This is a genomic window from Cellulomonas sp. zg-ZUI22 (assembly GCF_017353535.1).
Lineage (GTDB): Bacteria > Actinomycetota > Actinomycetes > Actinomycetales > Cellulomonadaceae > Cellulomonas > Cellulomonas wangleii.
In genome coordinates this window covers 239,283-265,670 of sequence record NZ_JAFMUZ010000002.1, presented here as the reverse complement: position 1 = coordinate 265,670, position 26,388 = coordinate 239,283, and the positions used below count along the sequence as shown (strand labels likewise).

The following is a 26,388-nucleotide window of genomic DNA, read 5'->3' as shown; positions in this document are numbered from 1 at the left end:
GGCCCCTGACTAGGGTGAGCCGCATGCGCGTCCTCGTCGCCGGCTCGTCCGGCCTGGTCGGAACCGCCCTCGTGCAGCACCTGCGCGAGTCCGGCCACGACGTCGTCCGGCTGGTGCGGCGCGCGTCCCGCGGTCCGGACGAGGCGTCCTGGGACCCGGCGGCCGGTGCCGTCGACACCGCGGCCGTGGCGGCGAGCGACGCGGTGGTCGACCTCGCCGGCGTGCCCGTCGCCTCGCGCCCGCTGACGCCCGCACGCAAGCAGGCCGTGCTCTCCTCCCGGGTGCAGACCGCAGGCCTGCTCGCGCGCACGCTCGCGGACCTCGCGGACGCCGACGACGGGCGTGCGCCCCGGGTGCTGCTGCAGGCCTCGGGCATCGGGGCCTACGGCGACCGCGGCGACACGCCGCTGTCCGAGGACGAGCCGCTGGGCGACACGTTCTTCGCCGGGGTGGTCCGCCGCTGGGAGGCGGCGACCGTGCCCGCGCAGGCGGCCGGGATCCGGGTGGTGCACCTGCGGACGGGCATCGTCCTGGCCGCGCACGGCGGCGCGGCCGCGCCGCTGCTCCTCCCCCTGCGTGCCGGTGTGGCCACCCGACTCGGGTCCGGGCAGCAGTTCTGGAGCTGGATCAGCCTGCTCGACGAGGTGCGCGCCATCGCTCACCTGCTCACGACCGACGTGCAGGGTCCGGCCAACCTGGTCGCGTCCGCCGACCGGCACGTCGACCTGGTCGGGGCCCTGCGGCGCGCGTGGGGCGCGCCGGTGACCCTGCCGGTGCCCGCCCCGGTCCTGCGCGTCGCGCTGGGTGACTTCTCCTCCGAGGTGCTCGGTTCCATCCGCGCGGAGCCGACCGTGCTGGCGTCGACGGGCTTCGTCCCGCGCCACGCCACGCCGGTCGACGTGGCGCGGTGGCTCAGGGCGTCGCGGCGGCCGGCTCCCTGACGTCCCACACGCGCCACCCCTGCGCGGTCCACCGCAGCACCAGCTCGACGGTGCGCGGCGCGGTCGCCGCGACCTCGGCACGCTGCCCGTCCGGGGTCACCCGCGTGTGGGCGCCCACGGCCGACGTGACCACGACGGTCGCGTCACCGTCCGGCGTCGTCCCCGTGACCGCGGTCGCGACCACGTCCACCACCAGGCCGTCGCTGCGGGCGCCGGCGAGCCGGTCGACCAGCTCCCGGTCGGCGGCCAGGGCCGGTGAGCCGTCCGCCGCGACCGTCGTGAGCGCCGCCGGGTCGGCGGCCGCGAGCGCGGCCCCGCGCCACCGGGTGAGCGCGGCCGCGGCCCCCGCGGGGTCCTCGCGGTCGGCGGCGGCGTCCCGTGACGCCGCCGTCGCACGCACCACCTGACCCGGTGACTCCACCGCCGGCGCGGCCACCCCCGACAGGACGCCCCGCCCGAGGACGACCGCCGCCCCCAGGACCAGGAGGCCCGCCGCGGTCGCGACCGCTGCGACGGACGGGCGGCGTCGCGGGCGACGGCCCTGCCGCAGACGGCGCACCGGTTCCTCGTCCGGCGGTCGGCGGGAGCCGTCGTCCCCGGCGCCCGGGCCGTCGCGCAGCGGCTCGTCCGGCAGGTGCACCGGTTCGGGCGCCGCCAGGGCGAAGACGGTGTCGACGACCTCGTCCGGTCCGGCGCCCGTGCGCAGCAGCGCCTCGAGCGCGTCGCGCAGCCGTACCTCCTCGGGCAGCCCCGCCGCCAGGTGCGCGTCGATCGGCGGCATGACCCCCAGCAGCGTCGCGAGGAGGCGGTGCACGTCGCCCGTGGCCGTACCGTCGCCGCGCAGCGCGGCACGCAGGTCGACGAGCACGGGCATCCCGCCCGGGCCGAGCACGATGCGGTCGGCGCCCACGGCACCGTGCGCGATCCCGGCTCCGTGCAGGTGGGCGAGCGCCTGGGCCACGGGCACGGCGACGGTCACGACCTCACCGTCGGTCAGGGGGTGCCGCGCGGCGCGGACGGCGGTGAGCGTCGGCCCGGGCACGTGGGCGCAGACCAGTGCCACCCGTCCCGGCCCGAGCGGCTCCACCGCCACGACCCGGGCGAGGTGGGGATGGTGCAGGCCGGTGAGCGCGCGCGCCCGCGCGGCGAGCGTGGCGTCGACGGGCACGTCGGCCACCTGCACCGCGAGCCAGGCCCCGTCGTCGGCCACCGGGCGCGCCACCCACCAGGCCCCGTCCGTGCCCACCGCGCCGGCCGCACGGGTCCCGTGCGCCTGCAGCAGGCGGGTGACGTCGTCCGGCGGGGGTGCGGCGGTGTCCACGGCGCCATCGAACACCGCCGGTCCCGCCACCCGCAGGCGTCGTCCACAGGCTCAGTCGAGCAGCTGCGCGACCCCGGTCGAGGCGGCGACGCGAGCCGCGTCGAGGACCCGCGCGGTGGCGACCGCGTCGGCCGGGTCCACCGGGACCGGACCGCCGGCGAGCACCCACGCCTGCACCGCCCGGTAGAGGTCGGCGTGACCTCCGGGGGCACGCGGCACGGGTGTCCGCTCGGCGCCGCGGACGAGCCAGCCCTCGTGCACCGGCTCCCCGGGGCGCCGCCCGTCCTCCTGGACCGCGTCGAGCACGGCGAACGGCGTGGGCTCACCCTCGTAGCTCGTCACCAGGTACGCGCCGCGCTCGCCCAGCACGCGCGTGCGCGGACCGGGTGCGCCCACCAGGCCGCCGGCCGCCAGGTGGGAGACCACGTGGTGCCCGGTCGCGTCGGGCGTGTGCTCGAGCGCGAGGAAGACGTCGTCGACCGCCGGGGTCGTCAGCGCGCGCAGCTCGGCGTGCACGCGGCGCACGGGGCCGAAGAGCTGCACGGCCGAGTCCACCAGGTGCGCACCGAGGTCGAGCAGGAGCCCGCCGCCCACGGTGTCCTCCTCCTTCCACCGGTGCTGCGGCTCGGGGCGGTACCTCTCCCACCGCCGCTCGAACCGGTGCACGCGGCCGAGCGTCCCGTCGGCCAGCAGGGCGCGCAGCGTGAGCTGCTCGGGGTCCCAGCGCCGGTTCTGGAACACGGTGAGCCGCCCGCCACGCTGCTCGGCGAGCCGCACCAGGGACCTGGCCTGCACGCGGGTCGTGGCCAGCGGCTTGTCGACCAGCACGGCGACGTCCGCCTCGAGCGCGGCGCGCGCGTGGTCCGCGTGGTCGCCGGTGGGGCTGGCGACCACGACGAGGTCGAGGTCGTCGGCGTCGGCCAGCAGCGCCGCGACGTCGGGGACGACGCGCGCGCCGGGCCAGTCGGCCGCCACCTGCTCGGCCCGGTGCCGGGTCACGACCGCCACGACCTGCTGCCCCGTCTCGCGCGCGAGCCGGGCGTGGATCCCACGCCCGGCCGCGCCGTACCCGATCAGCCCGATGCGCAGCGGCTCCATGCCGCCACTCTAGGAGGGGTTCATGACACGCTCGTCCGCTCCGTGCTGCGCAGCGAGGCGTGCGTGCCGTGCTCCGGGCGCCGCGACAGCCGGCTCGGCCACCACGTGCGCGGGCCCAGGTCGTGCACGAGGCCGGGCACCAGCAGGCTGCGCACGACGAACGTGTCGATGAGCACGCCGAGCGACACGATGAACGCGAGCTGCGCGAGGAACAGCAGGGGGATGACCGCCAGCGCCGCGAACGTCGTCGCGAGGACCAGGCCGGCGGAGGTGATGACCCCACCGGTGACGGCCAGGCCGCGCGTGACGCCCTCGCGCGTGCCGACGTGCAGCGACTCCTCGCGCACCCGCGTCATGAGGAAGATCGAGTAGTCGACGCCCAGCGCGACGAGGAAGACGAAGCCGTAGAGCGGGACCACCGGGTCCGCGTCGGGCCAGTCGAGCACGTGGTCGAACACGAGCGCCGCGATGCCGATCGTCGCCGCGAAGGACAGGACGTTGGCCGCCATGAGGACCAGCCCGGCCACGATCGAGCGCAGCAGCAGCATGAGGATGAGCAGGATCACCACCAGGACGACCGGGACGATGACCCGCAGGTCCCGCTCGCTCGACACCTGGGTGTCGAGCGTCTCGGCGGCGGGTCCGCCCACGAGGGCGTCGGGCGCCACCTCGACGACGGCGTCGCGCAGGTCGGCGACGGTGTCGACGGCCTCCTGGCTGTCCGACGGCGCCTGCGTGACGACGTCGACCCGCACCCGGCCGTCGACGACGACCGGCGGGGCGTCGGCAGCACCCGGCGCTCCCCCGGGAGCGCCGGTGTAGGCGGCCGCGGACTCGACGCCCTCGACACCCTGCGCGGCCTCGAGCACCGCGTCCAGCTCGCTCTCGTCCACCACGACCAGGGCCGGCTGCACCGCTCCGGCGGGGAAGTGCTCGGCGAGCACCTCCTCCCCCGCGACCGAGTCGACGGGCGTGAGGAACACGTCGGTCTGGCTCGTGCCGCCCGCGCGGAACGTCGGCACGAACGCGGCGGCCAGCAGCAGCACGGCGGCGCTGATGATCCAGACGGGACGCGCCCGGCGTGCCACGAACCGCGCCCAGCGGGCCCACAGGCCGTCGCCCTCGGCGGCGTCGACGGCCGCTGGAGGCACGTCGGTGGCGTGCTCGCCGTGCGTCGCCGGGCCGGCGCTGCCCGCCGCGACGTACCGCGGCACGCGGGGCCAGAAGAGCACACGGGACCGGCGACCGGCCACGAGCAGGATCGCGGGCAGCAGCGTGAGCGCCGCCAGCAGGGCTGCGGCGATGCCGATGGCGGCGACCGGCCCGAGGCTGCGGTTGGACCCGAGGTCGGACAGCAGCAGGCAGAGCAGTCCGGCGACCACGGTGCCGGCGCTCGCGGCGATCGGCTCGAGCGACTGGCGCCACGCGATGCGCATGGCGTCGGCCGGGTGCTCCTGGTGGCGCAGCTCCTCGCGGTACCGGGCGACCAGCAGCAGCGAGTAGTCGACGGCGGCGCCGACGACGAGGATCGACAGGATGCCCTGGGCCTGGCCGTTGAGGACCAGGACGCCGGCGTCGGCGAGCTCGTAGACCACGAGCCCGGCCAGCGCGAGGGCGAACACGGCCGTGAAGATGACGACGAACGGCAGGAACGGCGAGCGGTACACCACGACGAGGATCAGCAGCACCGCGCCCAGGGCGACGAGCAGCAGCAGGCCGTCGATGCCGGCGAAGGCGGTGCCGAGGTCGGTGACGAACCCCGCGGGCCCGGTCACCCACGCCTCCAGCCCGAGGTCGCCCGCGCTCGACGCCGTGGCGCCCAGCCGGTCGGCCAGACCGGCGCGCAGGTCCTCGACCAGCAGGTTGTTGAGGGACTCCTCCCCCACGAGGATCTCGGCGTCGTCCGCGTCCAGCGGGACCGCGAGGAGGATCGCCTCACCGTCCTCGGACGGCACCGGCACGACCGGGCCGGTGAGGTGGTCCCCCCATGTCCCGCCGTCGACGGGCTCGTCGGGGAACTCCTCGGCGAAGGTCGCGGCGGCGGCGAGCTGCTCGGGGGTGACGTCACCCCCCTCGGCCGGGGTGAGGACGACCAGCCCGGGTAGGGTCTGCGTGTCGACGAACTCGCGGGACGCCTCGGCGGCCAGCGTGGACTGCGCCGACGACGGCAGGAACGCCGCGGTGTCGTTCGTCTGCACCTGGGACAGACGTCCCTGGGCGGCGCCACCGACGCCGCCCAGCCCCAGCCAGACGACGAGGACGACGGCGACGGTCACTGCCCGGGCCACTGGATTCCTCAGCATGCTGAGTATCATGGGCCCGCAGGAACGACTCGGCAAACCGGAGGACGCGTGAGTGTGCAGCAGGGTCCGCCTCCCGCGGACCACTGGCCCGTGGGCCGGATGCTGTCGGCCACCGCTCGCCGCATCGAGCGAGCCTGGGACGCGCACCTCGCGTCGTGGGACCTCAACCACGCGAGCCTGCCCGTGCTCGTCCACGTGACCGCGTCCCCGATGTCGCAGCGCGAGCTGGCGGACGCCTGCGGCGTCACCGAGCAGACCATGAGCCGCGTGGTCGCGCGCCTCGTCCGCACCGGGTACGTGACCCGCGGTCCGCACGCGGAGGACCGGCGCCGCCACGTCGTGGCGATCACCCCCGCCGGCGCGGCCGCGCTGCGGGCGTGCGCCGACCCGGGACCGGCGCAGGAGTCGGTCCTGGGACACCTGCCGCCCGAGCGCCGGGCGCTCCTGGACGACCTGCTGCGTGAGGTCGTCGCCCCGTGGGACGTGCTGCCCGACCCGCGCCCCGGCAACCGGCCCGCCGACGGCACCCCCGCCGGGGTGCCGCCCGCTGCGAGGGCATAGCCTGACGCCCATGCGCGTCGAACCGCTCGAGCTCGGCACCCGGCTGCAGCCCTACGTCCCGACCTGGGACCTCCAGCGCGAGCGGCACGCGGCGGTCGCCGCCGGTGAGCACGAGGACACCCTGCTGCTCGTCGAGCACGAGCCGGTCTACACCGCCGGCAGGCGCACGGCCCGCTCCGACCGACCGGTCGACGGCACGCCCGTGGTCGACGTCGACCGGGGCGGACGCATCACCTGGCACGGGCCCGGTCAGCTCGTCGGCTACCCCGTCGTCCGGCTCGCGGAGCCGGTCGACGTCGTCCTGTACGTCCGCGCCCTCGAGGAGGCGCTGATCCGCACCTGCGCGGACGTCGGTGTCAGCGCGGGCCGCGTCGAGGGCCGCAGCGGCGTGTGGCTGCCGGCCGACGAGCCCGGCACCTCACCGGCGCCGCGGCGGGCCCGCAAGGTCGCGGCGATCGGTGTCCGCGTGGCCCGCGGCACGACCATGCACGGGTTCGCCCTCAACTGCACCGCGTCCCTCGACTGGTACGCGCGGATCGTCCCGTGCGGCATCGACGACGCGGACGTCACCACCCTGACCGCAGAGGCCGGGCGCGACGTGACGATCGCCGAGGTTGCGCCCCTGGTCGTCACCCACCTGCAGGAGTCCCTCGGCCCCCTGCTGGCAGCGACGGCCGACCGGGCCACCCCGGTCGGCTGAGGGTCAGGCGCTGCGGGCGATCTGCCGCAGCTCGCGCGCGACGTCCTGCGCCCACGCGCGCACCGCGTCCAGGTCACGGAAGTCGCCCGCGTCGGCGCGGGTCAGCGCGACGAGCGCCCGCTCGGAGATGTTGAGCCCCGCGCGGTCCAGCCGCCCGGTGAACACCGCGACGCCGCGCGCACCGACCGTCCGTGCGATCTCGGTGACGTCGTCCGGCACGGTCTCGGGCACCGGTGGGTCCCCGACCGGTCCGGACCAGAACAGCCACACCGGGCGCTCGCGCAGCTGGCCCGCCTGCCGGTCCACCAGGTCCCGCAGCCCGAGCGCCAGGCGACCCACGTACACCGCCGAGCCCAGCACGACCGCGTCGTAGGGGTCGACGTGCTCGACGTCGTCGGGCTCGACCTCGTCGACCTCGTGCCCCGCGGCGCGCAGCTGCTCCGCGACCTCCGCGCCCATCTCGCGCGTCGCGCCGTGCCTCGACGCCACCGTCACCAGGACGCGCATCGCGCCACCTCCTCCAGCCCTCGGCCGGTCCGCCGCGGCCGCCTGCCCCCCGCGGGTGCGGGTGGCTCCTCCCAGCGTGGACCGGACTGGCCGGGACCGCGCGGGACAGAGGTCCCCGTCACACCCCGGGTCAGCACCGTCGCACGCCCACCGGGCTAGTGTGGCGGGGTGACGATCGCACCCGAGGGACGCCGGATGCTCCGGGTGGAGGCACGCAACGCCGCCACCCCGATCGAGAAGAAGCCGGAGTGGATCCGCACCCGCGCGACGACGGGCCCGGAGTACAGCGAGCTCAAGGGCCTCGTCCGACGCGAGGGGCTGCACACCGTCTGTGAGGAGGCGGGCTGCCCCAACATCTTCGAGTGCTGGGAGGACCGCGAGGCGACGTTCCTCATCGGCGGCGACCAGTGCACCCGGCGGTGCGACTTCTGCCAGATCGACACGGGCAAGCCCGCCGACCTCGACACCGACGAGCCGCGCCGCGTCGCCGAGTCCGTGCAGGCCATGGGGCTGAAGTACTCGACGGTCACGGGCGTCGCGCGGGACGACCTGGCCGACGGCGGCGCGTGGCTGTACGCCGAGACCGTGCGCCAGATCCACGCGCTCAACCCCGGCACGGGCGTCGAGCTGCTGATCCCCGACTTCAACGCCACCCCCGAGCTCCTCGACGTCGTCAACGAGTCGCGCCCCGAGGTGCTGGCGCACAACCTCGAGACCGTGCCGCGGATCTTCAAGCAGATCCGCCCCGGGTTCCGCTACGAGCGGTCGCTGTCCGTGCTGACCCGCGCGCGGGAGGCCGGCCTGGTCACCAAGTCCAACCTCATCCTCGGCATGGGCGAGACGACCGAGGAGGTCGTCGACGCCCTGCAGGACCTGCACGACGCGGGCTGCGACCTCATCACCATCACCCAGTACCTGCGACCCTCGGTGCGCCACCACCCGGTGGCCCGGTGGGTGCGGCCCGAGGAGTTCGTCGAGCTCTCGCAGGAGGCGGAGCGCATCGGGTTCCTCGGGGTGATGTCCGGGCCGCTGGTGCGCTCGTCGTACCGCGCGGGCCGGCTGTGGGGGCAGGCGATGCGCCGCCGCGGCCGCGAGATCCCGGCAGCGCTCGCGCACCTCGGTGAGGCCACGACCGCCCGCCAGGAGGCGTCCGCGCTGCTGGCACGCACACCGCTCGTCTGAGCAGCCCGCCGGATCCCTGATCAGCGCGGCCGGGCCGACCGGCGGACCGGACGTGCGCGCCCCGGCGCGCCGGTAGACTCCCGGGTCATGGCACGCGAGCGCTCCAGGTCCCCGCAGAGCCCCCCCGAGAGCACGGCGAAGGGCAGCGGGAAGGTCAAGAAGACCCGCTGGTACCACCAGCTCTGGCAGGCGTACCAGATCACGCGCCAGACGGACCCTGCCGTGACGTGGATCATGCTCGGCGTCCTCGTCGGGATCATCGCCGTCGGCGTCCTGGTCGGCCAGCTCATCGGCCAGCCGGTGTACGTGCTGGTCCTCAGCATCCCGTTCGCCGTCCTGGGCGCCATGTTCGTCCTCGCGCGGCGCGCCGAGACCGCCGCCTACAGCCGCATCGAGGGCCAGCCGGGGGCGTCGCTCGCCGCGCTGGGCACGCTGCGGCGCGGCTGGACCTTCACGCAGGAGCCCGTGGCGGCCGACCCCCGCACGCAGGACCTCGTGTTCCGCGGCGTCGGCAAGCCGGGCGTGGTGCTCGTCGGCGAGGGCCCCCCGCACCGCATCGGCAAGCTGCTCGAGGCGGAGCGCAAGCGCACGGCGCGCGTCGTGTCGGGTGCCCCCATCCACCTCATCCAGGTGGGCGACGGCGACGGTCAGGTCCCGCTGCGCAAGCTGCCGCGCACCGTGACCAAGCTGAAGGGCCAGCTCACCAAGGACGAGGTGGCCGTCGTGCTGCGCCGCGTGACCTCGCTGGGCGGCGCGCGGCTGCCCGTCCCGAAGGGCATCGACCCGATGCGCGCACGTCCCGACCGCAAGGGCATGCGCGGGCGCTGACGCGCGGCGGACCGGCCGAGGTCGGCTCAGCGTCGGACGAGCACCGTGCCTGCGGCGCGGTCGTGCAGGCCACGGCCGTCGGCGTCCCAGACGACGGCGGGCAGCACCAGGCACAGCAGGAACGTGCGCAGGAGCGCGGCGACGGGTCCGGGCGCCCCGGGTGCCGGCACGGGCGGGCGCCCGACGGCCGGTCGGAGCAGACGCCGGACCTGGAGACCGGCCACGCGGTGACCGAGCGTGTGCCCGAGCGTCGCGACGAGCACGAGGTTCTCGACCGCGAAGACGGCCAGGGTGCCCAACGAGTCGCCCCGCAGCAGGAACGCACCGTCGGAGCGCGCGGGCAGCAGCACGGCGGACACGGCCAGGCACGCGACCCAGTCGATCGCGAGGGCCACCAGCCGCCGCCCGAGCCGCGCCATCGACCCCGGGCCGGACGCCGGCAGACCGAGCGCGGCGCCCGCCGCACGGCCGTCGTCGTCGCCGCGGGGGCCGCCCTCGAGCCAGGAGCCGACCGAGTCACGCGTCACCATGCGTCCAGCGTACGTGCGCGGCCAGGACGTCCCGCGCACCCGTCGTGTCGTGCGATCGTTACCTGGCACAGACCCCCGTAACCTCCCGGAAACCACGGGGCCACGGCAGGGAAACTCCCCGCTCCTAGCCTCGCTCGTGCCCGGGACGACCGGGCACCATCGACCGAGGAGCAGCGGATGTTCACCAAGCCGGAGGAAGTCCTGGCGTTCATCAGGAGCGAGGACGTCAAGTTCGTCGACGTGCGGTTCTGCGACCTGCCGGGCGTGATGCAGCACTTCAACGTGCCCGCCGCCTCGCTCGACGCGGACTTCTTCACCGACGGCCAGATGTTCGACGGGTCCTCGATCCGCGGCTTCCAGGCGATCCACGAGTCGGACATGAAGCTGATCCCGGACCTGACGACGGCGTACGTCGACCCGTTCCGCACGGAGAAGACGCTCAACATCAACTTCCACATCGTCGACCCGTACACGGACGAGCCGTACAGCCGCGACCCCCGCCAGGTCGCCGCGAAGGCCGAGGCGTACCTGAAGTCGACCGGCATCGCGGACACCGCGTTCTTCGCGCCCGAGGCCGAGTTCTACATCTTCGACGACATCCGGTTCCAGACCCGCCAGGACGCGTCGTTCTACTACATCGACTCCATCGAGGGCGCCTGGAACACGGGCCGCAAGGAGGAGGGTGGCAACCTCGGGCACAAGACGCCCTACAAGGGTGGCTACTTCCCCGTGCCGCCGGTCGACCACTTCGCCGACCTGCGCGACCAGATCTCGCTGCAGCTCGACGAGCTGGGCTTCCAGGTCGAGCGCGCCCACCACGAGGTCGGCACCGCCGGCCAGGCGGAGATCAACTACCGCTTCGACACGCTCGGCAAGTCGGCCGACAAGGTGCAGCTGTTCAAGTACGTCGTGAAGAACGTCGCGCACGAGAACGGCCGCACGGCGACCTTCATGCCGAAGCCGCTGTTCGGTGACAACGGCTCGGGCATGCACGTGCACCAGTCGCTGTGGAAGGACGGCGAGCCGCTGTTCTTCGACGAGAAGGGCTACGGCGGCCTGTCCGACATGGCGCGCTGGTACATCGGCGGCCTGCTGAAGCACGCCCCGGCCCTGCTGGCGTTCACCAACCCGACGGTGAACTCCTACCACCGCCTGGTGCCCGGCTTCGAGGCACCGGTCAACCTGGTCTACTCGGCCCGCAACCGCTCCGCGTGCATCCGCATCCCCGTGACGGGCTCGAACCCCAAGGCCAAGCGCATCGAGTTCCGCGTGCCGGACCCGTCGTCGAACCCGTACCTGGCGTTCGCGGCCATGCTCATGGCCGGCCTCGACGGCATCCAGAACCGCATCGAGCCGCCGGAGCCGGTCGACAAGGACCTGTACGAGCTGCCCCCCGAGGAGCACGCCCTCATCCAGCAGGTCCCGGGCTCGCTCTCCGAGGTTCTCGACAACCTCGAGGCCGACCACGACTGGCTGACCGCCGGCAACGTCTTCACGCCGGACCTCATCCAGACGTGGATCGACTACAAGCGCTCGGCAGAGGTCGACCCGATCCGGCTGCGTCCGCACCCGCACGAGTTCGAGCTCTACTACGACTGCTGATCGGCTGCTCCCGATCAGTACGGCACCGAGGGGCGTCCCGTCAGGGGCGCCCCTCGTGGCGTGCCCGGCCGGCGGGTGCGGGGCCGTCGTCGGTGGCCGACCTGCCTGCTGACGCCATCCGAACGTGCCCCGTGCGTGCGGCGGCACGGCCGTAGATCGACGCCACGCAGAGGCCGACCGCTCGGGTTGGCACCGTCGCCGTCGCAGCGGCTCAGACCGGACTGTCGGGCCTCAGGAGCCAGCGGTCCACCGGGACCTCGATCATGACGCGCGGCCCGTCCTGACGCTCATCGGCGGCGTCCCAGCCGTCGTACTTGGCGGCGAAGCGGGCCAGGAGCGAGGCGTGCGCGTGGATGTCGTGGTGCACGTGCGCACGGCCCTGCGCGACGGCCGGACGCGCCCCCGGGCCGTCGACGGCGATCGCCACGCGCGGGTCGCGCTGCATGTTGGCGACCTTGACGTCCACGGTCGAGCTCGCGATCCAGAACGTGTCGTCGTCGAGGAGGAACCACACGGGCGTGACGTGGGGCGAGCCGTCCCGCCGCAGCGTCGTCAGCCACACGCAGGGCTGCTCGGCGAGCCCTGTGACGGCACCACGGCGCCGGCCCACCGGTCGATCCGCAGCGTCCGGTGCCACCTCGTCGCCGGGCCGCATCCCGGCGAGCACGATGTCGACCATCCGCGGCACGAGGTCGGGCACGTCGCGCGCGACGGGCTCGGGCAGCGGACGGGTGATCAGCCCGATCCCGAGCACGAGGTCGAGCGGTGCCAGGTCGCCACGGACCAGACCGGCCGCCCGCGCGGCACCCAGCACGGCACCCACACCGGCGAGCGTCGCGGTCTGCGCGGCGCGCACACGCGCGGACATGTCGTCCGTGAGGTGCTCGGTCAGCGCGGCGGACAGCGCCCCCAGGTCGAGCTGGACGAGCCGGCGGACGTACGCGTGCCAGGCGGCTCCTGGGTCGTCCGACATGCGATCCAGCGCCTCGTCGGCCGCCGTGTGCACGTCGTCCAGGATGGCGAGGGCCACCTCCTCGGCGAGAGCGGCCCGCGAGGAGAAGTTGCGGTACAGCGTCGCGATGCCCACGTCGGCCGCCTCGGCGACGGCGTCGAGGGCGATGTCACTGCCGTGCAGCGCGAACAGGTACCGGGCCGCGCGGATGAGCGCGGCGCGACGACGCGCTGCGTCCGCGCGCATGGCCCCTCCTCGGTGTGACGATGCCGACGTGCGGGCCTCTCGACACCCATCACCCTAACCGGAGGTCTATCATCCACATAAGCGGACGGCGATCCTCCGCTTGTCCCGGATGAAGGAACTCATGACTGCGACGACCGAGCTCGCCCCCGCCCCGCGCGATCCCGAGGGCGAGGTCGCTCCCCCGCGCAAGCGCAAGCAGCTGACCAAGCTGGTCGGCATGACCGTCGCCCTCGGCGCGGTCCTGGCCATCCTGCTGGCCATCTTCATCCTCCCGTCGCTGAAGAGCGGGCCGACCGACCTGCCGGTCGGGCTCGTCGGGTCGTCGCAGGAGGCCGACCGCTTCGAGGAGGCCCTGACGGCTTCCGCGCCCGGCGCTTACCACGTCCAGGAGTTCACCGACCAGGCGGCGCTGGTCGAGGCGGTGCGCGGGCGCGAGGTCGTCGGCGGCTTCGTCGTCGGGCCCAACGGTGTCCACAGCGTCGTCGCGTCCGCCGGTGGCGGCGCCATCGCGCAGACCGTCTCCGCCACCGCGCAGGCCATCGGCACCGCGATGGGCGTCCCCGTCACGACCGATGACGTCGTCGCACTGCCGACCACCGACCCGTCGGGCATCGGCATCGGCGGCCTGGCCTTCCCGCTCGTGTTCGGCGGCATCGTGCCCGTCGTCGCGTTCCGGACCGCCTTCGCGCGCAGCAACACCTGGAAGCTCGTGGGCCTGCTCACCTTCTCCGTGGTCGGTGGCCTCGTCGTCGCCACCGTGCTGCGGTTCCCCTTCGGCAGCATCGACTCCGCGTTCCTGCCGGTCGCCGGCGCCATGGCACTGGGCATCGCCGCCATGGCGTTCCCCCTCACCGGGCTCCAGGAGGCCTTCGGCGGCAAGGGGTTCACGATCGGCGCGATGTCGATGATGTTCCTCGGCAACCCGTTCGCGGGCATCGCCACCACCGCGGCGTGGCTGCCGACCGGGCTCGGGGCGTTCGGGCAGATCCTGCCCCCCGGGGCCACCGGCACCCTCGTCCGCTCGGTCGCGTACTTCGGTGGCACGGGCGGCCTCACCGCCGGTCTCACGCTCGGTGCGTGGGTCGTCGTCGGGCTCGCGGTCCACGCGATCGGCACGCGTCGCACGCGGAAGGCCGCACGCGCCGTGGCAGCCGCCGAGGTGGCCGTGGCCTGACCCGGCCGCGGCGTCAGCCCGGCGAGCCGGCCGCGCCGACGCGCCGCACGCGCCACGCGGTCAGGTCGTAGCCCTGGCTGACGTCGTTCCACCGCACCCGCGGGGCCCCGGCCGTCGCCACGTCGTCGTGCAGCAGGAGCGCGGAGACGAAGATCTCCGCCTCCATCGACGCCAGCGGCGCGCCGGGGCACCGGTGGTGCCCGTCACCGAACGCGAGCACGACCGGGCCGACCGCGCGCGCCATCGGCCGTGCCGGGCACACCGCGAGCGGGTCGCCACCGACGACCCGCTCGTCGGCGTTCACGGCCCGCAGGTCGAGCTCGATCAACGTGCCGACCGGCACCTCGAGCGGCCCGTCGGGACCGTCGAGCGTGAGCGGAGCCGTCGTGCGCCGCAGCAGGTGCCCCACGACGGGCTCGACGCGCAGCACCTCCTCGATGATCGCGACGCGGCCGTCGCGGTCGGACGCGCGGTACCGGGCGAGCAGCGCGTCGTCGTCGAGCAGGTGCCACACGGCCGCCGTCATGAGCTCGCGCGTCGTGGCCATGCCGGCCGCGGCGTACGTGACGCACTCGGTGAGGATCTCCAGGTCGGTGTAGCCGGCGTCGAGCAGGCTGCTGATGAGGTCGTCGCCGCGCCGTCGGCGCCGCGCCCGGATCGCGGGCCTCACGTCGAACACGTAGAACCGCAGGATCGCCGTGCTCCGCAGCGCCGCCCGCGCGTGCGTGAGCGGCGAGCCGCCCGGCGGCACGGGCTCGAAGAACTCCGCGAGCCGGCCCCGCATGCGCGCAGAGGCCCCGTGGTCGAGGCCGATGACGCGGGAGGTGACCTCGACCGCCATCTGCATCGTGATCGCCGTGAGGTCCGTCCAGCGGTCGGTACGCACCTGCGCGACGAGCCGCTCGGCCGTCGCCGCCATCCAGTCCCGGTACCCGGCGACGACCCGCGGCGCGAGCAGGTGCGCCGCCGCGCGGCGCTGGGCGTGGTGCTGCTCCCCCTCCTGGTACAGGATCGGCGGCCGCATCCGGACGGGCCCCTGGTTGAGCGTGTCGGCGCCGAACCCCGCCTGGCGCGTGGTCTCGGGCTGACGCAGGACGGCGCGGGCGAGGGCGTGGGAGCGGACGCGCCAGCGCTCGCGTGGCCCCGGCACGTGCTCCAGGTCCGGACCGGGCCCGTCGTCGGGCTGCGCGAGCTTGCGCACGGGGCGGCCGGCCGCCGTGCCCTGCGTCTGCCCGTCCGCCGTGGCCGTCACCCGATCGACTGTAGAGGCCACCCGTTCAGGCGACCACACGGGCGGTTCAGCCGTAGAAGACGCGCTCCACGACGGCCCGCGCGCGTCGCGCGGTCCGCAGGTACGTCTCCTCGAGCATCGCGCCCGACCCCGGGGGGTGGCCGAGCACGCGCGCGACGCCTGCGAGCGCCGTGCGGTCGTGCGGCAGGACGTCGGCGTGCGCCCCCTCGGCGCGCCCCGTCCACAGGACGTTCGCGTCGCGCACGCGGGACGCGAGCAGCCACGCCTCGCGCAGGACGGCCGTGTCGTCCGCCGCGATCAGCCCGGCGTCGCGCGCCGCGTCGAGCGCGTCGAGCGTCGAGGTGGTCCGCAGGCCCGGAACGGCGTGCGCGTGCTGCAGCTGGAGCAGCTGGGCGGTCCACTCGACGTCGCTGATGCCGCCGCGGCCCAGCTTGAGGTGCCGCGAGGGCTCGACGCCGCGCGGCAGCCGCTCGGCCTCGACCCGCGCCTTGATGCGGCGGATCTCGCGCTCCGTGGCGGCGTCCAGACCCCCGGCGGGGTACCGCAGCGGGTCGATCAACGCGATGAACCGCTCCCCCAGTGCGTGGTCCCCCGCGACCGGTCGGGCCCGCAGCAGCGCCTGGCTCTCCCACGGCGAGGACCAGCGCTGGTAGTACTCGACGTGCGCGTCGAAGGACCGCGCCAGCGGCCCGTTGCGACCCTCCGGCCGCAGGTCGGCGTCGACGCTCAGCGACGGCTCCGGGCCGACGGCCCCCAGGAGCTGGCGCACCCGGGTCGCCACGGCCACCGCGAAGTCCTGGGCCACCTTGCCGTCGGCGCCCGGTACCGGGTCGTGCACGAACAGCACGTCGGCGTCCGACGAGTAGGCCATCTCCCGGCCGCCGAGGCGACCCATCGCGACCACGAGGAGCCGGGTCGGGCTCTCCTCGAGGCCCGCCGCCGCGCGCGCGTCGGCCTCCGCCACGCGCAGCGTCCCGGCGAGCACGGCGTCGGCGGCCACGGTCAGGCTCTGCGAGGCGCGCACTACCGTGGTGACGCCCAGGACGTCGGCCACGGCGGTGCGGGCGAGCTCGCGGCGCCGCAGCGCGCGCAGCGCGGTGACGGCGGGCACCGGCTCGGACGCCCGCCGCAGCACGGCGTCCGCCTCGCCCGCGAGCCGCTCGGCCGACCGCGGCACCAGCTCCGCGTCGTCGTCCAGCCAGGTCACCGACTCGGGCGAGCGCCGCAACGCGTCGGCGACGTACCGGGACGTCGACAGGACCTGCGCCAGGCGGTGCGCCGCCGTCCCGGAGTCCCGCAGCAGCTTGAGGTACCAGTGCGTGGTGCCGAGCTGGTCCGACAGCCGCCGGAAGGCCAGCAGCCCGCCGTCGGGGTCCGCGCCGTCAGCGAACCAGCCGAGCATGACGGGCAGCAGCTGCCGCTGGATCGACGCCCGGCGCGAGACCCCGTCGGTGAGCGCCGCGATGTGCCGGACGGCGCCGGCAGGGTCCCGGTACCCGATCGCCGCGAGCCGTGCGCGCGCGGCCTCCGGGGCGAGGGCCGCCTCGGCGGTCGACAACCGGGCGGTCGCGGGCAGCAGCGGGCGGTAGAACAGCTCCTCGTGCAGGCGTCGTACCTCGCGGCGCGTCGCCCGCCAGCGGTCCAGCAGACCCTCGGGCCCCTCGGCACGCATCCCCATGGTCCGCGCCAGGCGGCGCAGGTCGGCCTCCGACGTCGGGACCAGGTGGGTGCGCTGCAACCGGTGCAGCTGGATGCGGTGCTCCATGGTCCGCATCCACCGGTAGCAGACGGCCAGCTGCGCGGCGTGCTCGCGACCCACGTAGCCGCCGGCCGCCAGCGCGGCCAGCGCGGTCAGCGTGCTGGGGCTGCGGATCGTCTCGTCGGCCCGCCCGTGCACCAGCTGCAGCAGCTGCACCGTGAACTCGACGTCCCGTAGGCCGCCGACACCGAGCTTGAGCTGGCGGTCGGCCTCGGCGCGAGGCACGTGCGCCTCGACGCGCCGCCGCATGGCCTGGGAGTCCTCCACGAAGTTCTCGCGCTGCACGGCCGACCACACGAACGGGCCGACCGTGTCGACGTAGGCCCGCCCGAGCTCGACGTCCCCGGCCAGCGGTCGTGCCTTGAGCAGCGCCTGGAACTCCCACGTCTTGGCCCAGCGCTCGTAGTAGGCGCGGTGGCTGGCGAGCGTCCGCACCAGCGGGCCGTCCTTGCCCTCGGGTCGCAGCGCGGCGTCCACCGGCCACAGCGCCGGCTCCCCCGCCGGCGCGCAGCACGCCCGCGCGAGCCCCGCGGCGAGGCGGGCGCCGGTGACCATCGCCTCGTCCTCCGGGGTGCCGTCGACGGGCTCGGCGACGTACACGACGTCGACGTCCGAGACGTAGTTGAGCTCCCGACCACCGGCCTTGCCCATGCCGATGACGGCGAGCCGCACCCCGCGGCCCTCGTCCTCGAGGTCCGCGCGGGCCAGCGCGAGCGAGGCCTCGAGCGCGGCGGCCGCGAGGTCGGCGAGCGCCGCACCGACACCCGGGAGGCGGCTCAGCGGATCGTCGGCCGTGAGGTCCGTGGCGGCGATGCGCAGGAGCCGCGTCCGGTAGGCCCGGCGCATCGCGTCGATGCCGGGCGTCCCGGCGATCCCGGCGACCGGCACGGCGGCATCGGGGTCCGCCTCCACCGCCCGCAGCAGCTCGGCGCGCACCTCGTGGGCGGCCACGGCCGTGCCGGGCGTCGGGTCCGCGACCACCCGCAGGTTGGCCGGGTGGGCGGCGAGCGTGTTGCCGATGGCAGGGGACGCCCCGGTGAGCGCGAGCAGCCGACGCCGCGCCGGGCCGTCGTCCGCCAGCACCTCCCGTAGCAGGCCGGACAGCTCCGGGTCCCGCCGGACGGCCCCGGCGACCTTGGCGACGGCGAGCAGCACCTCGTCGGGGTCGCCGACCTCGCGCAGCCCGTCGACGACGTGCTCGACGACGTCCGGGTCGACCGACAGCAGCGCCGCGTCCGTGAGCAGCCGCTCGGCCCGGGGCACGTCCGCCACGCCCACGCGTGTCAGACGTGTCGCGAGCGACGTGCCACGACCGGTGGACGCGCTCATCGCGTCAGATCAGCGGGAGGAAGCGCTGCAGCTCGTACGGGGTGACCTGCGCGCGGTACTCCGCCCACTCCTGGCGCTTGTTGCGCAGGAAGTAGTCGAAGACGTGCTCCCCCAGCGTCTCGGCGACGAGCTCGGAACGCTGCATGACGTCGATGGCGGCCTCGAGCGACGTGGGCAGCGGCTCGATGCCGAGCGCCTTGCGCTCGGCGTCGGTCAGCTCCCAGACGTCGTCGTCGGCGCCCTCGGGCAGCTCGTACCCCTCCTCGATCCCCTTGAGTCCCGCGGCCAGCAGCACCGCGAAGGAGAGGTACGGGTTGGTGGCCGAGTCCACGGCGCGGTACTCGACGCGGCTCGAGTTGCCCTTGCCGGGCTTGTACATCGGCACCCGCACGAGCGCGGAGCGGTTGTTGTGACCCCAGCAGACGAAGCTCGGCGCCTCCGCGCCGCCCCACAGCCGCTTGTAGGAGTTCACGAACTGGTTGGTCACCGCCGTGATCTCGGCGGCGTGCGTGAGCAGGCCGGCGATGAACGAGCGCGCGACCTTCGACAGCTCGAGCGGGGCGCCCGGCTCGTGGAACGCGTTGCGGTCCCCCTCGAAGAGCGACAGGTGCGTGTGCATGCCGGAGCCCGGCTGGTCCGCCAGCGGCTTGGGCATGAACGACGCGAAGACACCCTGCTCGAGGGCGACCTCCTTCACGACCGTGCGGAAGGTCATGATGTTGTCGGCCGTCGTCAGCGCGTCGGCGTAGCGCAGGTCGATCTCGTTCTGACCCGGGCCGGCCTCGTGGTGGGAGAACTCGACCGAGATGCCCATGGACTCGAGCATCGTGATCGCGCCGCGGCGGAAGTCGTGCGCGGTGCCGCGCGGCACGTGGTCGAAGTACCCGCCCTGGTCGACGGGCACCAGCGGACGGCTGGGGTCGGCCGGCGCGTCGAACAGGTAGAACTCGACCTCGGGGTGCGTGTAGAAGGTGAACCCGCGGTCGCTCGCACGGTCGAGCGCACGCTTGAGCACGTACCGCGAGTCGGCCAGCGACGCCTCGCCGTCCGGCGTGAGCAGGTCGCAGAACATGCGTGCCGTGCCGTGCCGCTCCCCCCGCCACGGCAGGATCTGGAAGGTCGACGGATCGGGCTTGGCGATCATGTCCGCCTCGTACACGCGCGTGAGGCCCTCGATCGCGCTGCCGTCGAACCCGATGCCCTCGCTGAACGCCTGCTCGAGCTCCGCCGGCGCGACCGCCACCGACTTGAGCATGCCGAGCACGTCCGTGAACCACAGACGGATGAAGCGGATGTCCCGCTCCTCGACGGTCCGGAGGACGAACTCCTGCTGCCTGTCCATGGCGTACATCCTGCCTGATGACGGGCCGCACCGGTGCGACCGTCACGCGGGTGGACGCCCCGGGTCGTCCGGGCGGTCCCCCGAGGGGGCCGGCAGAGGTCCGCGGAACCCGTTCGGGACGGCCCGGCGCGCCCCCGCCGACGGCCTCGCGACTAGGCTCGCGGCATGCCGACCAGTGACGCCCCGACACCGCGCCGCGTGCGCGTCCACCACCTCCAGGCCGCCAAGGAGCGCGGTGAGCGCCTGACGATGCTCACGGCCTACGACGCGCCGACGGCGCGGATCTTCGACGAGGCCGGCGTGGACATGCTGCTGGTCGGCGACTCGATCGGGAACACCATGCACGGGCACACGACGACGCTGCCGGTGACGCTCGACGAGATCGTGGTCGCCGCACGCGCCGTTGCCGGCGCCGTCGAGCGGGCGTTCGTCGTGGCGGACCTGCCCTTCGGCACCTACGAGGCCGGCCCGGAGCAGGCGCTGGCCAGTGCGGTGCGCGTCATGAAGGAGACCGGTGTCTCCGCCGTCAAGCTCGAGGGCGGCCTGCGGTCCGTCCCGCAGATCCGTGCCCTGACACAGGCGGGCATCCCCGTCGTGGCGCACCTGGGGTACACGCCGCAGTCCGAGAACGCGCTGGGGGGCCCGCGGGTGCAGGGTCGGGGCACCGGCGGCGCCGAGCAGGTCAGCGAGGACGCCGTGGCCGTCACGGAGGCCGGCGCGGTCGCGATCGTGCTGGAGATGGTCCCCGCACCGGTCGCCGCCCGGGTCACCGAGGTGGTGCGGGTCCCCACGATCGGGATCGGCGCCGGCCCCGAGTGCGACGGCCAGGTGCTGGTGTGGGTGGACATGGCGGGCATGGGCGACTGGTCACCGCGCTTCGCCAAGCGGTTCGGCGAGGTCGGGCGCGCGCTGGGGGCGGCAGCCCGCGGCTACGTGGACGAGGTCCGCTCGGGGACGTTCCCCGCGGCCGCGCACACGTTCGACGCCTGACGCCCCGGCGCCGGCGCCGTGCGGCCCCTGGCCGCGGCGACGCGGCGCCGGCGCGCCGTCACGAGCGGTCGTCGCCCTCCCAGGCCCGGCCCTCGGCGTCCCAGGACTCGCTGCGCGCCCGCGCCCGCGCCAGCGCGTGCTCGGCCTCCTCGCGGGTCGCGTACGGGCCCATGAGCTGCGCCCAGTCGCTCTGGCGCCCCTCCTCCACCTGGTGCGTCCGGGTGTTGTAGAAGTACTCGGCCACGGCGGCTCCTCTCGTCCCGGCGGGCAGTCCCACCCCGTCGCTACGTAGACTGCCAGTCATGCCGCCGGTCCACCCGCCGCGCACCGCGCTCGTCCCCGGGCAGGTCAGCCCGCGGCGCGCGGTCCCCGCGCACATCGCCCGCCCGGAGTACGTCGACAAGCCGATGCCCACGCCGTGGCGCGGGCCGGACGTGCTGGACCCGGGCACGATCGAGCGCGTGCGGCACGCCGCACGGATCGCCGCGCAGGCGCTGCAGGAGGTCGGGCGGCACGTCGTGCCCGGCGTGACCACCGACGAGCTCGACGCGATCGGCCACGAGTTCCTCGTCGCGCACGACGCGTACCCCTCGACGCTCGGGTACCGCGGGTTCCCCAAGTCGCTGTGCACGTCGGTCAACGAGGTCATCTGCCACGGCATCCCCGACTCCACGGTCGTCGAGGACGGCGACATCGTGAACATCGACGTCACCGCCTACGTCGACGGCGTGCACGGCGACACCAACGCGACCTTCCTCGCCGGCGACGTGGACGAGGAGTCCCGGCTGCTCGTCGAGCGCACGCGCGAGGCCCTGGAGCGCGGCATCAAGGCCGTGCGACCGGGGCGCGAGATCAACGTCATCGGTCGCGTCATCGAGAAGTACGCCGCACGCTTCGGGTACGGCGTGGTGCGCGACTTCACGGGCCACGGCGTGGGCCCCGCGTTCCACACCGGGCTCGTCGTGCCGCACTACGACGCCGCCCCGCAGCACGCCACCCTCATCGAGCCCGGCATGGTCTTCACGATCGAGCCGATGCTGGACCTGGGCACTCCCGACTGGGAGATGTGGGACGACGGCTGGACGGTCGTCACCGCCGACCGCAGCAGGTCGGCACAGTTCGAGCACACCCTGCTGGTCACCGACACCGGAGCGGAGGTGCTGACGCTGCCATGAGCAAGGACGCGAAGCACGAGGACACGAAGCACGGGCACGCGAAGCACGAGGACACGAAGCACGGGCACCCGAAGCACGACGACCCGCCGGTCAGGACGGCCTTCGGCATCGACATCGGGGGCTCGGGCATCAAGGGGGCGCCGGTCGACCTGCGCACCGGGGAGTTCGCGGCCGATCGCGTGCGGATCCCCACGCCGCAGCCGGCGACGCCGCAGGCGGTCGCGCGGACCGTCGCCGAGGTCGTCGAATCCTTCCACCTGGACCACGACGTGCCCATCGGTGTCACCTTCCCCGCGGTGATCCTGCACGGCGTCGCCCAGTCCGCCGCCAACGTCGACGACTCCTGGATCGGCACCGACGTGGCCGCGACCGTCGGCGAGGCCACCGGGCGCCGGGTGGTCGCGGTCAACGACGCCGACGCGGCCGGCTACGCGGAGGTCGTCTACGGGGCCGCCCGCGACGTGCCCGGCGTGGTGCTCGTCGTGACGCTCGGGACCGGCATCGGCTCGGCGCTCGTCGTCGACGGGGTGCTGGTGCCCAACACGGAGCTCGGCCACCTCGAGATCGACGGCTACGACGCGGAGTCGCGCGCCTCGGACGCGGCGCGCGACCGCGAGGGCCTGTCGTTCGAGCAGTGGGCGAAGCGTCTGCAGCGGTACTTCTCGGTCGTCGAGGACCTGTTCTGGCCCGACCTGATCGTCGTCGGCGGCGGCGTGAGCAAGAAGCACCAGCAGTTCCTGCCGCTGCTGGACCTGCGCACCCCGATCGTGCCCGCCGGTCTGCGCAACGCCGCCGGCATCGTGGGCGCCGCACGCCTCGCGGCCGCGCAGCGCCGCTGACCGCGGCGGCGGGAGACGGGCGGCCCGTCGGCCGGACGCACCCAGGTCGTGCGCGGGAGACTGGTCGACGGTCACGCGAGACAGCGAACCTACGGTGCCGTAGGGTAGGGCCATCCGCACCACGAGCACCCGCTCCCCCCACGGCTGGGAAGTCGATCCGAGCCCTGGAGGTCATGTGGCTCCTGCATCCGTACCTGCGCCCCCCGCCCCGACGCGTCCCCGTCAGGCGGCCGCCACCGGCAGCTATCACGAGCTGTCCGCACAGGTGCGTGAGGCAGGACTTCTCGACCGCACCCCCGGCTTCTACTTCTCCCTGCTCGCCGCGCTGACGACCGCCCTGGCGGGTCTCGTCGCCGGCTTCGTGCTGCTGGGCCACTCCTGGTTCCAGCTCCTCATCGCCGCGGGCCTCGGCCTGGTGCTGACCCAGTTCGCGTTCGTCGCGCACGAGGCGTCGCACCGTCAGGTCCTGCTCACGGGCCCGGCCAACGACCGGCTCGGCCGGATCCTCGCCAACGGCGTCGTCGGGATCAGCCACTCGTGGTGGATGACCAAGCACACGCGGCACCATGCCAACCCCAACCGGGTCGGCAAGGACCCCGACATCGAGTGGGACACCGTCTCCTTCCTCGAGGAGGACGCCGCCAAGCAGCGCGGCCTCATGGCGGCGATCACGCGCCGGCAGGGCTGGCTGTTCTTCCCGCTGCTGACGCTCGAGGGTGTCAACCTGCACATCCTGGCCTTCAAGAGCCTCCTGGCCTCCCCCCGCTCGCGTGCACGCACGCTCGAGCTCGTGATCCTCACCGCCCGGCTGGGCATCTACGTGGCGCTGGTCGTCTGGGCACTGCCGCTCGGCATGGCCGCCGCGTTCCTCGCCGTTCAGCTCGCCGTGTTCGGCGTGTACATGGGTGCGTCGTTCGCGCCCAACCACAAGGGCATGGCGATCATCCCCGCCGACAGCCGTCTGGACTTCCTGTCCAAGCAGGTGCTCACGTCGCGCAACATCGGGGGCGGTACCACCGTCACGATGCTCATGGGCGGCCTGGACGCGCAGATCGAGCACCACCTGTTCCCGAGCATGCCGCGGCCGCACCTGGCCCGCGCCCGTCGCATGGTGCGCGAGCACTGCGCGCAGGTCGGCATGCCGTACACCGAGACCTCGCTGGTCCGCAGCTACCTGCTGGTGGTCCAGTACCTCAACCGCGTCGGCCTGTCGGCCCGCGACCCCTTCGACTGCCCCATGGTCCAGCGGTACCGGGCGCGCTCCACGCGCTGACCCAGCGGAACGGCCGACCTGTGCGGCACCCGATCGTGCGTGCCACACAGGATCTGCACAGGTCCCCCCGCGGACCCGTCCACGGCCGACGCCCGTCCCACCGCAGCGCAGCGGTGGGATGGGCGTCGTGCTGCGAGACCTGCGCCTCACCCTGCCGCGCGCCGGTGCGCGCGAGCTCACCGTCGTCGAGGAACGTGTCGACGCCTGGGCTCGCGCCCGCCTCGCACGGCTGCGCGGCCGCCGGGTCCGCACCGGCCTGGTCGAGCTCACCGTGTTCACCCTCAAGCAGGGCTGGGCGTGCCTGTTCGGCGCCCTGCTGCTCGCGCTGCTCCTCGCGGCGCGGTTCTGGTACCCGGACGACGCCTGGCTCGCGCGCAACGACACCCTGACGGTCGCGGCGCTCGTCCTGCAGGTGGGGATGCTCCTCACGCGTCTGGAGACCGTCCGGGAGCTGCGGGTGGTGCTGCTGTTCCACGTCGTCGGCACCGCCATGGAGGTGTTCAAGACCGACGCGGGGTCCTGGTCCTACGCCGCCGAGGGCGTGCTGCGGGTCGGGGCGGTGCCCCTGTTCTCCGGCTTCATGTACGGTGCCGTCGGCTCGTACCTCGTGCGGGTGTTCCGCATCTTCGAGCTGCGCTTCGACCGGTACCCCCGCCGCTGGGTGACGGCGGTGCTGGCCGTGGCGGTCTACGCCAACTTCTTCACGCACCACTGGGTCGCGGACGCCCGGTGGGTGCTGGTGGCCGCGGTCGTCCTGGTGTTCGGCCGCAGCGTGATGCACCTGCGCGTGCACGCCGCCCGACCACGGATGCCCGTGCTGCTCGCGTTCACCCTGGTGGCGGGGTTCATCTGGCTGGCGGAGAACGTCGCCACGTTCGCCGGCGCGTGGCTGTACCCGTCGCAGGTCGACGGCTGGCACGTCGTCGGCGGCAGCAAGCTCGTCTCGTGGTTCCTGCTGATGATCATCTCGGTCGTCCTCGTGACCTGGGTGCACCCGCCGCAGGCGCCCGACCCGGTGGGCGACGTCAGGACCTGACGAGCGGCTCGACCAGCGCGCGCTTGTCGGGCTTGCCGCTCGGCGCGAGCGGGACGTGCTCGACGACGTGCACCCCCTGCGGGACGGCGACCACGCCGAGCGCGTGCGCCACGCGTCGGCGCAGCTCCTCGACGTCGGGGCGACGCCCGTGCGCCGGGACGACCCACGCGTGCACGGCCTCCCCGGTGAGGTCGTCCGGCCGGGCGACGACGTACGCCTCCGCGACCGCCGGGTCCTGCTCGAGGACCCGCTCGACGGCCCCGGCGTGGACGATCTGCGCGTCGACGATGACGACGTCCCGTGCACGGCCCCGCAGGTGCAGGTACCCGTCCGTGTCGACCTCGCCGAGGTCGCGCGTGCGCACCCAGCCGTCGACGAACACCTCCGCGGTCTCGACGGGGTCGTCCCAGTAGCCCGCGGCCTGGCACGGGGTGCGGACCCACACCTCGCCGTCGCGCACCCGCACGTCGACCTGCGCCGGTGGACGCCCCACCGTGGTGAGCACGGCCGGGGACCGCATCTCCTCGGGCGCGACCATCGCGATCATGCCGGTCTCGGTCTGCCCGTAGCCGTGGAAGACGACGGGCCCCAGGACGTCGAGCGCCTCGGCCAGCCGTGACGGCGCGAGCGGGGACCCGGACACCAGCAGCGCCCGCAGGGTCGACAGGTCGGCGGGGTCCTCGCGCTGCGCGCGCACGAGCTGGTGGAGCCGTCCGACCGTGATGACGCCGGCGGTCGCCCGGTGCCGCACGATCGCATCGGGGTAGCCCGGCGGTCGCGCCGCGACGAGGACGCCACCGGCGGTGAGCGCCAGCACGCTGTACTCGAGCATCACGTGGCTGCTCAGCGTCCCGAGGACCAGGAAGCGGGCGAGCCGCGGCGCCAGCGCCGCGACCGCGGCGGGCCAGCGCTCCGGGAACGGCACCCACGCGCCGCTCATCGCGGCGTAGGTCTGCGCGCAGCCCTTGGGCCGGCCGCTCGTCCCGCTGGTCCAGGTGATCCGCGCGACGTCGCCAGGCCGTCCGGCCGCGACGACCGGACCGTGCGGTGCTGACGTGAGGAGGTCGGACAGGCGGGCCTCGTCGACGACGACGGTGACGTCGGCGCGCGTGAGCAGGTCCGCGCGCTGCGCGGGCGCGAGCCCGGGCGGGACGCCGCACACGCGGGCGCCGACGGCGAAGGCGGCCACGGTGGCGGCGAACGCCTCGGGCGTCACGCCGAGGTCGAGGGCCACACCCGCACCCGGTCCCGCTCCGGCGGCGCGCAGGCCCGCGGCCACGCGTGCCACCGCGTGCGCCATCTCCCCCGCCGTCACGACCCGGTCCCCGTCCTCGAAGACCGGACGTCCCGGGTCACGGGCGAGCAGGTCGAGCACCGGCTGCGGCCACAGCACCGCAGGGCCGGCACCCCGGTCGACGTCGTGCGCGTCGGGCGTCATGGCCCGACCG

The 26,388-nt window shown here is 74.5% G+C and carries 23 protein-coding genes; 12 read left to right on the top strand and 11 right to left on the bottom strand.

Going from position 1 to position 26,388, the window contains the following annotated elements; all coding sequences use genetic code 11:
• Positions 1 to 23: 23 nt before the first annotated feature.
• Positions 24 to 941: a TIGR01777 family oxidoreductase gene (locus J1G43_RS08940; RefSeq protein WP_207378345.1), complete on the top strand. Its 918-nt coding sequence runs from the start codon at positions 24 to 26 to the stop codon at positions 939 to 941.
• Here J1G43_RS08940 and J1G43_RS08935 read toward each other — a convergent pair.
• Genes J1G43_RS08935 through J1G43_RS08925 form a run of 3 tightly spaced genes read right to left on the bottom strand, consistent with a single transcriptional unit; the run spans position 913 to position 5,663 of the window.
• Positions 913 to 2,262 (bottom strand): hypothetical protein, encoded by a 1,350-nt coding sequence (locus tag J1G43_RS08935; protein WP_207378344.1) that lies wholly within the window; start codon positions 2,260 to 2,262, stop codon positions 913 to 915. The genes J1G43_RS08940 and J1G43_RS08935 overlap by 29 nt on opposite strands.
• A 51-nt stretch (positions 2,263 to 2,313) precedes the next feature.
• Complete coding sequence (locus J1G43_RS08930; RefSeq protein WP_207378343.1) at positions 2,314 to 3,360, bottom strand: Gfo/Idh/MocA family oxidoreductase; 1,047 nt, start codon at positions 3,358 to 3,360, stop codon at positions 2,314 to 2,316.
• 20 nt (positions 3,361 to 3,380) lie between these two features.
• Positions 3,381 to 5,663, bottom strand: coding sequence for an MMPL family transporter (locus J1G43_RS08925; protein WP_242635525.1), 2,283 nt, complete (start codon positions 5,661 to 5,663; stop codon positions 3,381 to 3,383).
• A 48-nt stretch (positions 5,664 to 5,711) separates the two neighbouring features.
• Here J1G43_RS08925 and J1G43_RS08920 point away from each other — a divergent pair, with 48 nt between their 5' ends.
• Positions 5,712 to 6,224, top strand: coding sequence for a MarR family winged helix-turn-helix transcriptional regulator (locus J1G43_RS08920; RefSeq protein ID WP_249670548.1), 513 nt, complete (start codon positions 5,712 to 5,714; stop codon positions 6,222 to 6,224).
• A gap of 10 nt (positions 6,225 to 6,234) precedes the next feature.
• The gene (gene lipB / locus J1G43_RS08915) at positions 6,235 to 6,924 is read left to right on the top strand and encodes a lipoyl(octanoyl) transferase LipB (protein WP_207378341.1); all 690 of its coding nucleotides are present in this window, start codon (positions 6,235 to 6,237) and stop codon (positions 6,922 to 6,924) included.
• A gap of 3 nt (positions 6,925 to 6,927) precedes the next feature.
• Here the strand turns inward: lipB and J1G43_RS08910 are convergent, their stop codons facing one another.
• Entirely contained in the window at positions 6,928 to 7,431 is a 504-nt protein-coding gene (locus J1G43_RS08910; protein WP_207341126.1) for a flavodoxin domain-containing protein, read from the bottom strand.
• 168 nt (positions 7,432 to 7,599) lie between these two features.
• Between J1G43_RS08910 and lipA the strand changes: the two genes are divergently transcribed.
• Together lipA and J1G43_RS08900 are read left to right on the top strand one after the other, a co-directional pair.
• A complete protein-coding gene (gene lipA / locus J1G43_RS08905) occupies positions 7,600 to 8,613 on the top strand; it encodes a lipoyl synthase (protein ID WP_207370532.1) in 1,014 nt (337 codons plus the stop codon).
• 87 nt (positions 8,614 to 8,700) lie between these two features.
• Positions 8,701 to 9,441: a DUF4191 domain-containing protein gene (locus J1G43_RS08900; protein WP_207341124.1), complete on the top strand. Its 741-nt coding sequence runs from the start codon at positions 8,701 to 8,703 to the stop codon at positions 9,439 to 9,441.
• A gap of 26 nt (positions 9,442 to 9,467) precedes the next feature.
• Here J1G43_RS08900 and J1G43_RS08895 read toward each other — a convergent pair whose 3' ends face one another.
• The gene (locus J1G43_RS08895) at positions 9,468 to 9,971 is read right to left on the bottom strand and encodes an RDD family protein (RefSeq protein ID WP_207341123.1); all 504 of its coding nucleotides are present in this window, start codon (positions 9,969 to 9,971) and stop codon (positions 9,468 to 9,470) included.
• Positions 9,972 to 10,148: 177 nt separating this feature from the next.
• Here J1G43_RS08895 and glnA point away from each other — a divergent pair, with 177 nt between their 5' ends.
• Positions 10,149 to 11,573 carry a type I glutamate--ammonia ligase gene (gene glnA / locus J1G43_RS08890; RefSeq protein ID WP_089799516.1) on the top strand — a complete coding sequence of 475 codons (1,425 nt, stop codon included), beginning with the start codon at positions 10,149 to 10,151 and terminating at the stop codon, positions 11,571 to 11,573.
• A 211-nt stretch (positions 11,574 to 11,784) separates the two neighbouring features.
• On the opposite strand, the gene J1G43_RS08885 is transcribed toward glnA, so the two are convergent.
• The gene (locus tag J1G43_RS08885) at positions 11,785 to 12,771 is read right to left on the bottom strand and encodes a TIGR03618 family F420-dependent PPOX class oxidoreductase (protein WP_207378340.1); all 987 of its coding nucleotides are present in this window, start codon (positions 12,769 to 12,771) and stop codon (positions 11,785 to 11,787) included.
• Positions 12,772 to 12,892: 121 nt separating this feature from the next.
• Between J1G43_RS08885 and J1G43_RS08880 the strand changes: the two genes are divergently transcribed.
• Complete coding sequence (locus J1G43_RS08880; protein WP_207378339.1) at positions 12,893 to 13,945, top strand: hypothetical protein; 1,053 nt, start codon at positions 12,893 to 12,895, stop codon at positions 13,943 to 13,945.
• Between the two features lie 13 nt (positions 13,946 to 13,958).
• On the opposite strand, the gene J1G43_RS19620 is transcribed toward J1G43_RS08880, so the two are convergent.
• From J1G43_RS19620 to J1G43_RS08865, 3 genes are read right to left on the bottom strand one after another with little or no spacing between them, the layout of a single operon-like run.
• Positions 13,959 to 15,197 carry a cytochrome P450 gene (locus J1G43_RS19620; protein WP_207378338.1) on the bottom strand — a complete coding sequence of 413 codons (1,239 nt, stop codon included), beginning with the start codon at positions 15,195 to 15,197 and terminating at the stop codon, positions 13,959 to 13,961.
• A 46-nt stretch (positions 15,198 to 15,243) separates the two neighbouring features.
• On the bottom strand, positions 15,244 to 18,285 hold the full coding sequence (locus J1G43_RS08870; protein ID WP_207378337.1) for a bifunctional [glutamine synthetase] adenylyltransferase/[glutamine synthetase]-adenylyl-L-tyrosine phosphorylase: 3,042 nt from the start codon (positions 18,283 to 18,285) through the stop codon (positions 15,244 to 15,246).
• Between the two features lie 4 nt (positions 18,286 to 18,289).
• Complete coding sequence (locus J1G43_RS08865) at positions 18,290 to 19,627, bottom strand: glutamine synthetase family protein (protein WP_207341118.1); 1,338 nt, start codon at positions 19,625 to 19,627, stop codon at positions 18,290 to 18,292.
• Between the two features lie 165 nt (positions 19,628 to 19,792).
• Between J1G43_RS08865 and panB the strand changes: the two genes are divergently transcribed.
• Entirely contained in the window at positions 19,793 to 20,617 is an 825-nt protein-coding gene (panB, locus tag J1G43_RS08860) for a 3-methyl-2-oxobutanoate hydroxymethyltransferase (RefSeq protein ID WP_207341117.1), read from the top strand.
• 58 nt (positions 20,618 to 20,675) lie between these two features.
• Here panB and J1G43_RS08855 read toward each other — a convergent pair whose 3' ends face one another.
• Positions 20,676 to 20,861, bottom strand: a complete 186-nt coding sequence (locus J1G43_RS08855; RefSeq protein ID WP_207341116.1) for an SPOR domain-containing protein — start codon at positions 20,859 to 20,861, stop codon at positions 20,676 to 20,678.
• 58 nt (positions 20,862 to 20,919) lie between these two features.
• Between J1G43_RS08855 and map the strand changes: the two genes are divergently transcribed.
• The 4 genes from map (at position 20,920) to J1G43_RS08835 (ending at position 24,940) form a co-directional block, all read left to right on the top strand.
• The gene (gene map, locus J1G43_RS08850) at positions 20,920 to 21,792 is read left to right on the top strand and encodes a type I methionyl aminopeptidase (protein ID WP_207341115.1); all 873 of its coding nucleotides are present in this window, start codon (positions 20,920 to 20,922) and stop codon (positions 21,790 to 21,792) included.
• The gene (gene ppgK / locus J1G43_RS08845; RefSeq protein ID WP_207370537.1) at positions 21,789 to 22,631 is read left to right on the top strand and encodes a polyphosphate--glucose phosphotransferase; all 843 of its coding nucleotides are present in this window, start codon (positions 21,789 to 21,791) and stop codon (positions 22,629 to 22,631) included. Before map ends, ppgK begins: the two co-directional genes overlap by 4 nt.
• 175 nt (positions 22,632 to 22,806) lie before the next feature.
• Complete coding sequence (locus J1G43_RS08840; protein ID WP_207341113.1) at positions 22,807 to 23,904, top strand: acyl-CoA desaturase; 1,098 nt, start codon at positions 22,807 to 22,809, stop codon at positions 23,902 to 23,904.
• Between the two features lie 127 nt (positions 23,905 to 24,031).
• On the top strand, positions 24,032 to 24,940 hold the full coding sequence (locus J1G43_RS08835) for a DUF817 domain-containing protein (protein WP_307859532.1): 909 nt from the start codon (positions 24,032 to 24,034) through the stop codon (positions 24,938 to 24,940).
• Here the strand turns inward: J1G43_RS08835 and J1G43_RS08830 are convergent.
• Positions 24,930 to 26,378, bottom strand: coding sequence for a class I adenylate-forming enzyme family protein (locus tag J1G43_RS08830; protein WP_207378335.1), 1,449 nt, complete (start codon positions 26,376 to 26,378; stop codon positions 24,930 to 24,932). The two genes, J1G43_RS08835 and J1G43_RS08830, sit on opposite strands and share 11 nt — an antisense overlap.
• Positions 26,379 to 26,388 lie beyond the last annotated feature (10 nt).

Coding starts and splice junctions, on each gene's coding strand:
- J1G43_RS08940 (WP_207378345.1), top strand. CDS start 24: ATGCGCGTCCTCGTCGCCGGCTCGTCCGGCCTGGTCGGAACCGCCCTC.
- J1G43_RS08930 (WP_207378343.1), bottom strand. CDS start 3,360: ATGGAGCCGCTGCGCATCGGGCTGATCGGGTACGGCGCGGCCGGGCGT.
- J1G43_RS08925 (WP_242635525.1), bottom strand. CDS start 5,663: ATGCTGAGGAATCCAGTGGCCCGGGCAGTGACCGTCGCCGTCGTCCTC.
- lipB (WP_207378341.1), top strand. CDS start 6,235: ATGCGCGTCGAACCGCTCGAGCTCGGCACCCGGCTGCAGCCCTACGTC.
- J1G43_RS08910 (WP_207341126.1), bottom strand. CDS start 7,431: ATGCGCGTCCTGGTGACGGTGGCGTCGAGGCACGGCGCGACGCGCGAG.
- J1G43_RS08900 (WP_207341124.1), top strand. CDS start 8,701: ATGGCACGCGAGCGCTCCAGGTCCCCGCAGAGCCCCCCCGAGAGCACG.
- J1G43_RS08895 (WP_207341123.1), bottom strand. CDS start 9,971: ATGGTGACGCGTGACTCGGTCGGCTCCTGGCTCGAGGGCGGCCCCCGC.
- glnA (WP_089799516.1), top strand. CDS start 10,149: ATGTTCACCAAGCCGGAGGAAGTCCTGGCGTTCATCAGGAGCGAGGAC.
- J1G43_RS08885 (WP_207378340.1), bottom strand. CDS start 12,771: ATGCGCGCGGACGCAGCGCGTCGTCGCGCCGCGCTCATCCGCGCGGCC.
- J1G43_RS08880 (WP_207378339.1), top strand. CDS start 12,893: ATGACTGCGACGACCGAGCTCGCCCCCGCCCCGCGCGATCCCGAGGGC.
- J1G43_RS08870 (WP_207378337.1), bottom strand. CDS start 18,285: ATGAGCGCGTCCACCGGTCGTGGCACGTCGCTCGCGACACGTCTGACA.
- J1G43_RS08865 (WP_207341118.1), bottom strand. CDS start 19,627: ATGGACAGGCAGCAGGAGTTCGTCCTCCGGACCGTCGAGGAGCGGGAC.
- panB (WP_207341117.1), top strand. CDS start 19,793: ATGCCGACCAGTGACGCCCCGACACCGCGCCGCGTGCGCGTCCACCAC.
- map (WP_207341115.1), top strand. CDS start 20,920: ATGCCGCCGGTCCACCCGCCGCGCACCGCGCTCGTCCCCGGGCAGGTC.
- ppgK (WP_207370537.1), top strand. CDS start 21,789: ATGAGCAAGGACGCGAAGCACGAGGACACGAAGCACGGGCACGCGAAG.
- J1G43_RS08830 (WP_207378335.1), bottom strand. CDS start 26,378: ATGACGCCCGACGCGCACGACGTCGACCGGGGTGCCGGCCCTGCGGTG.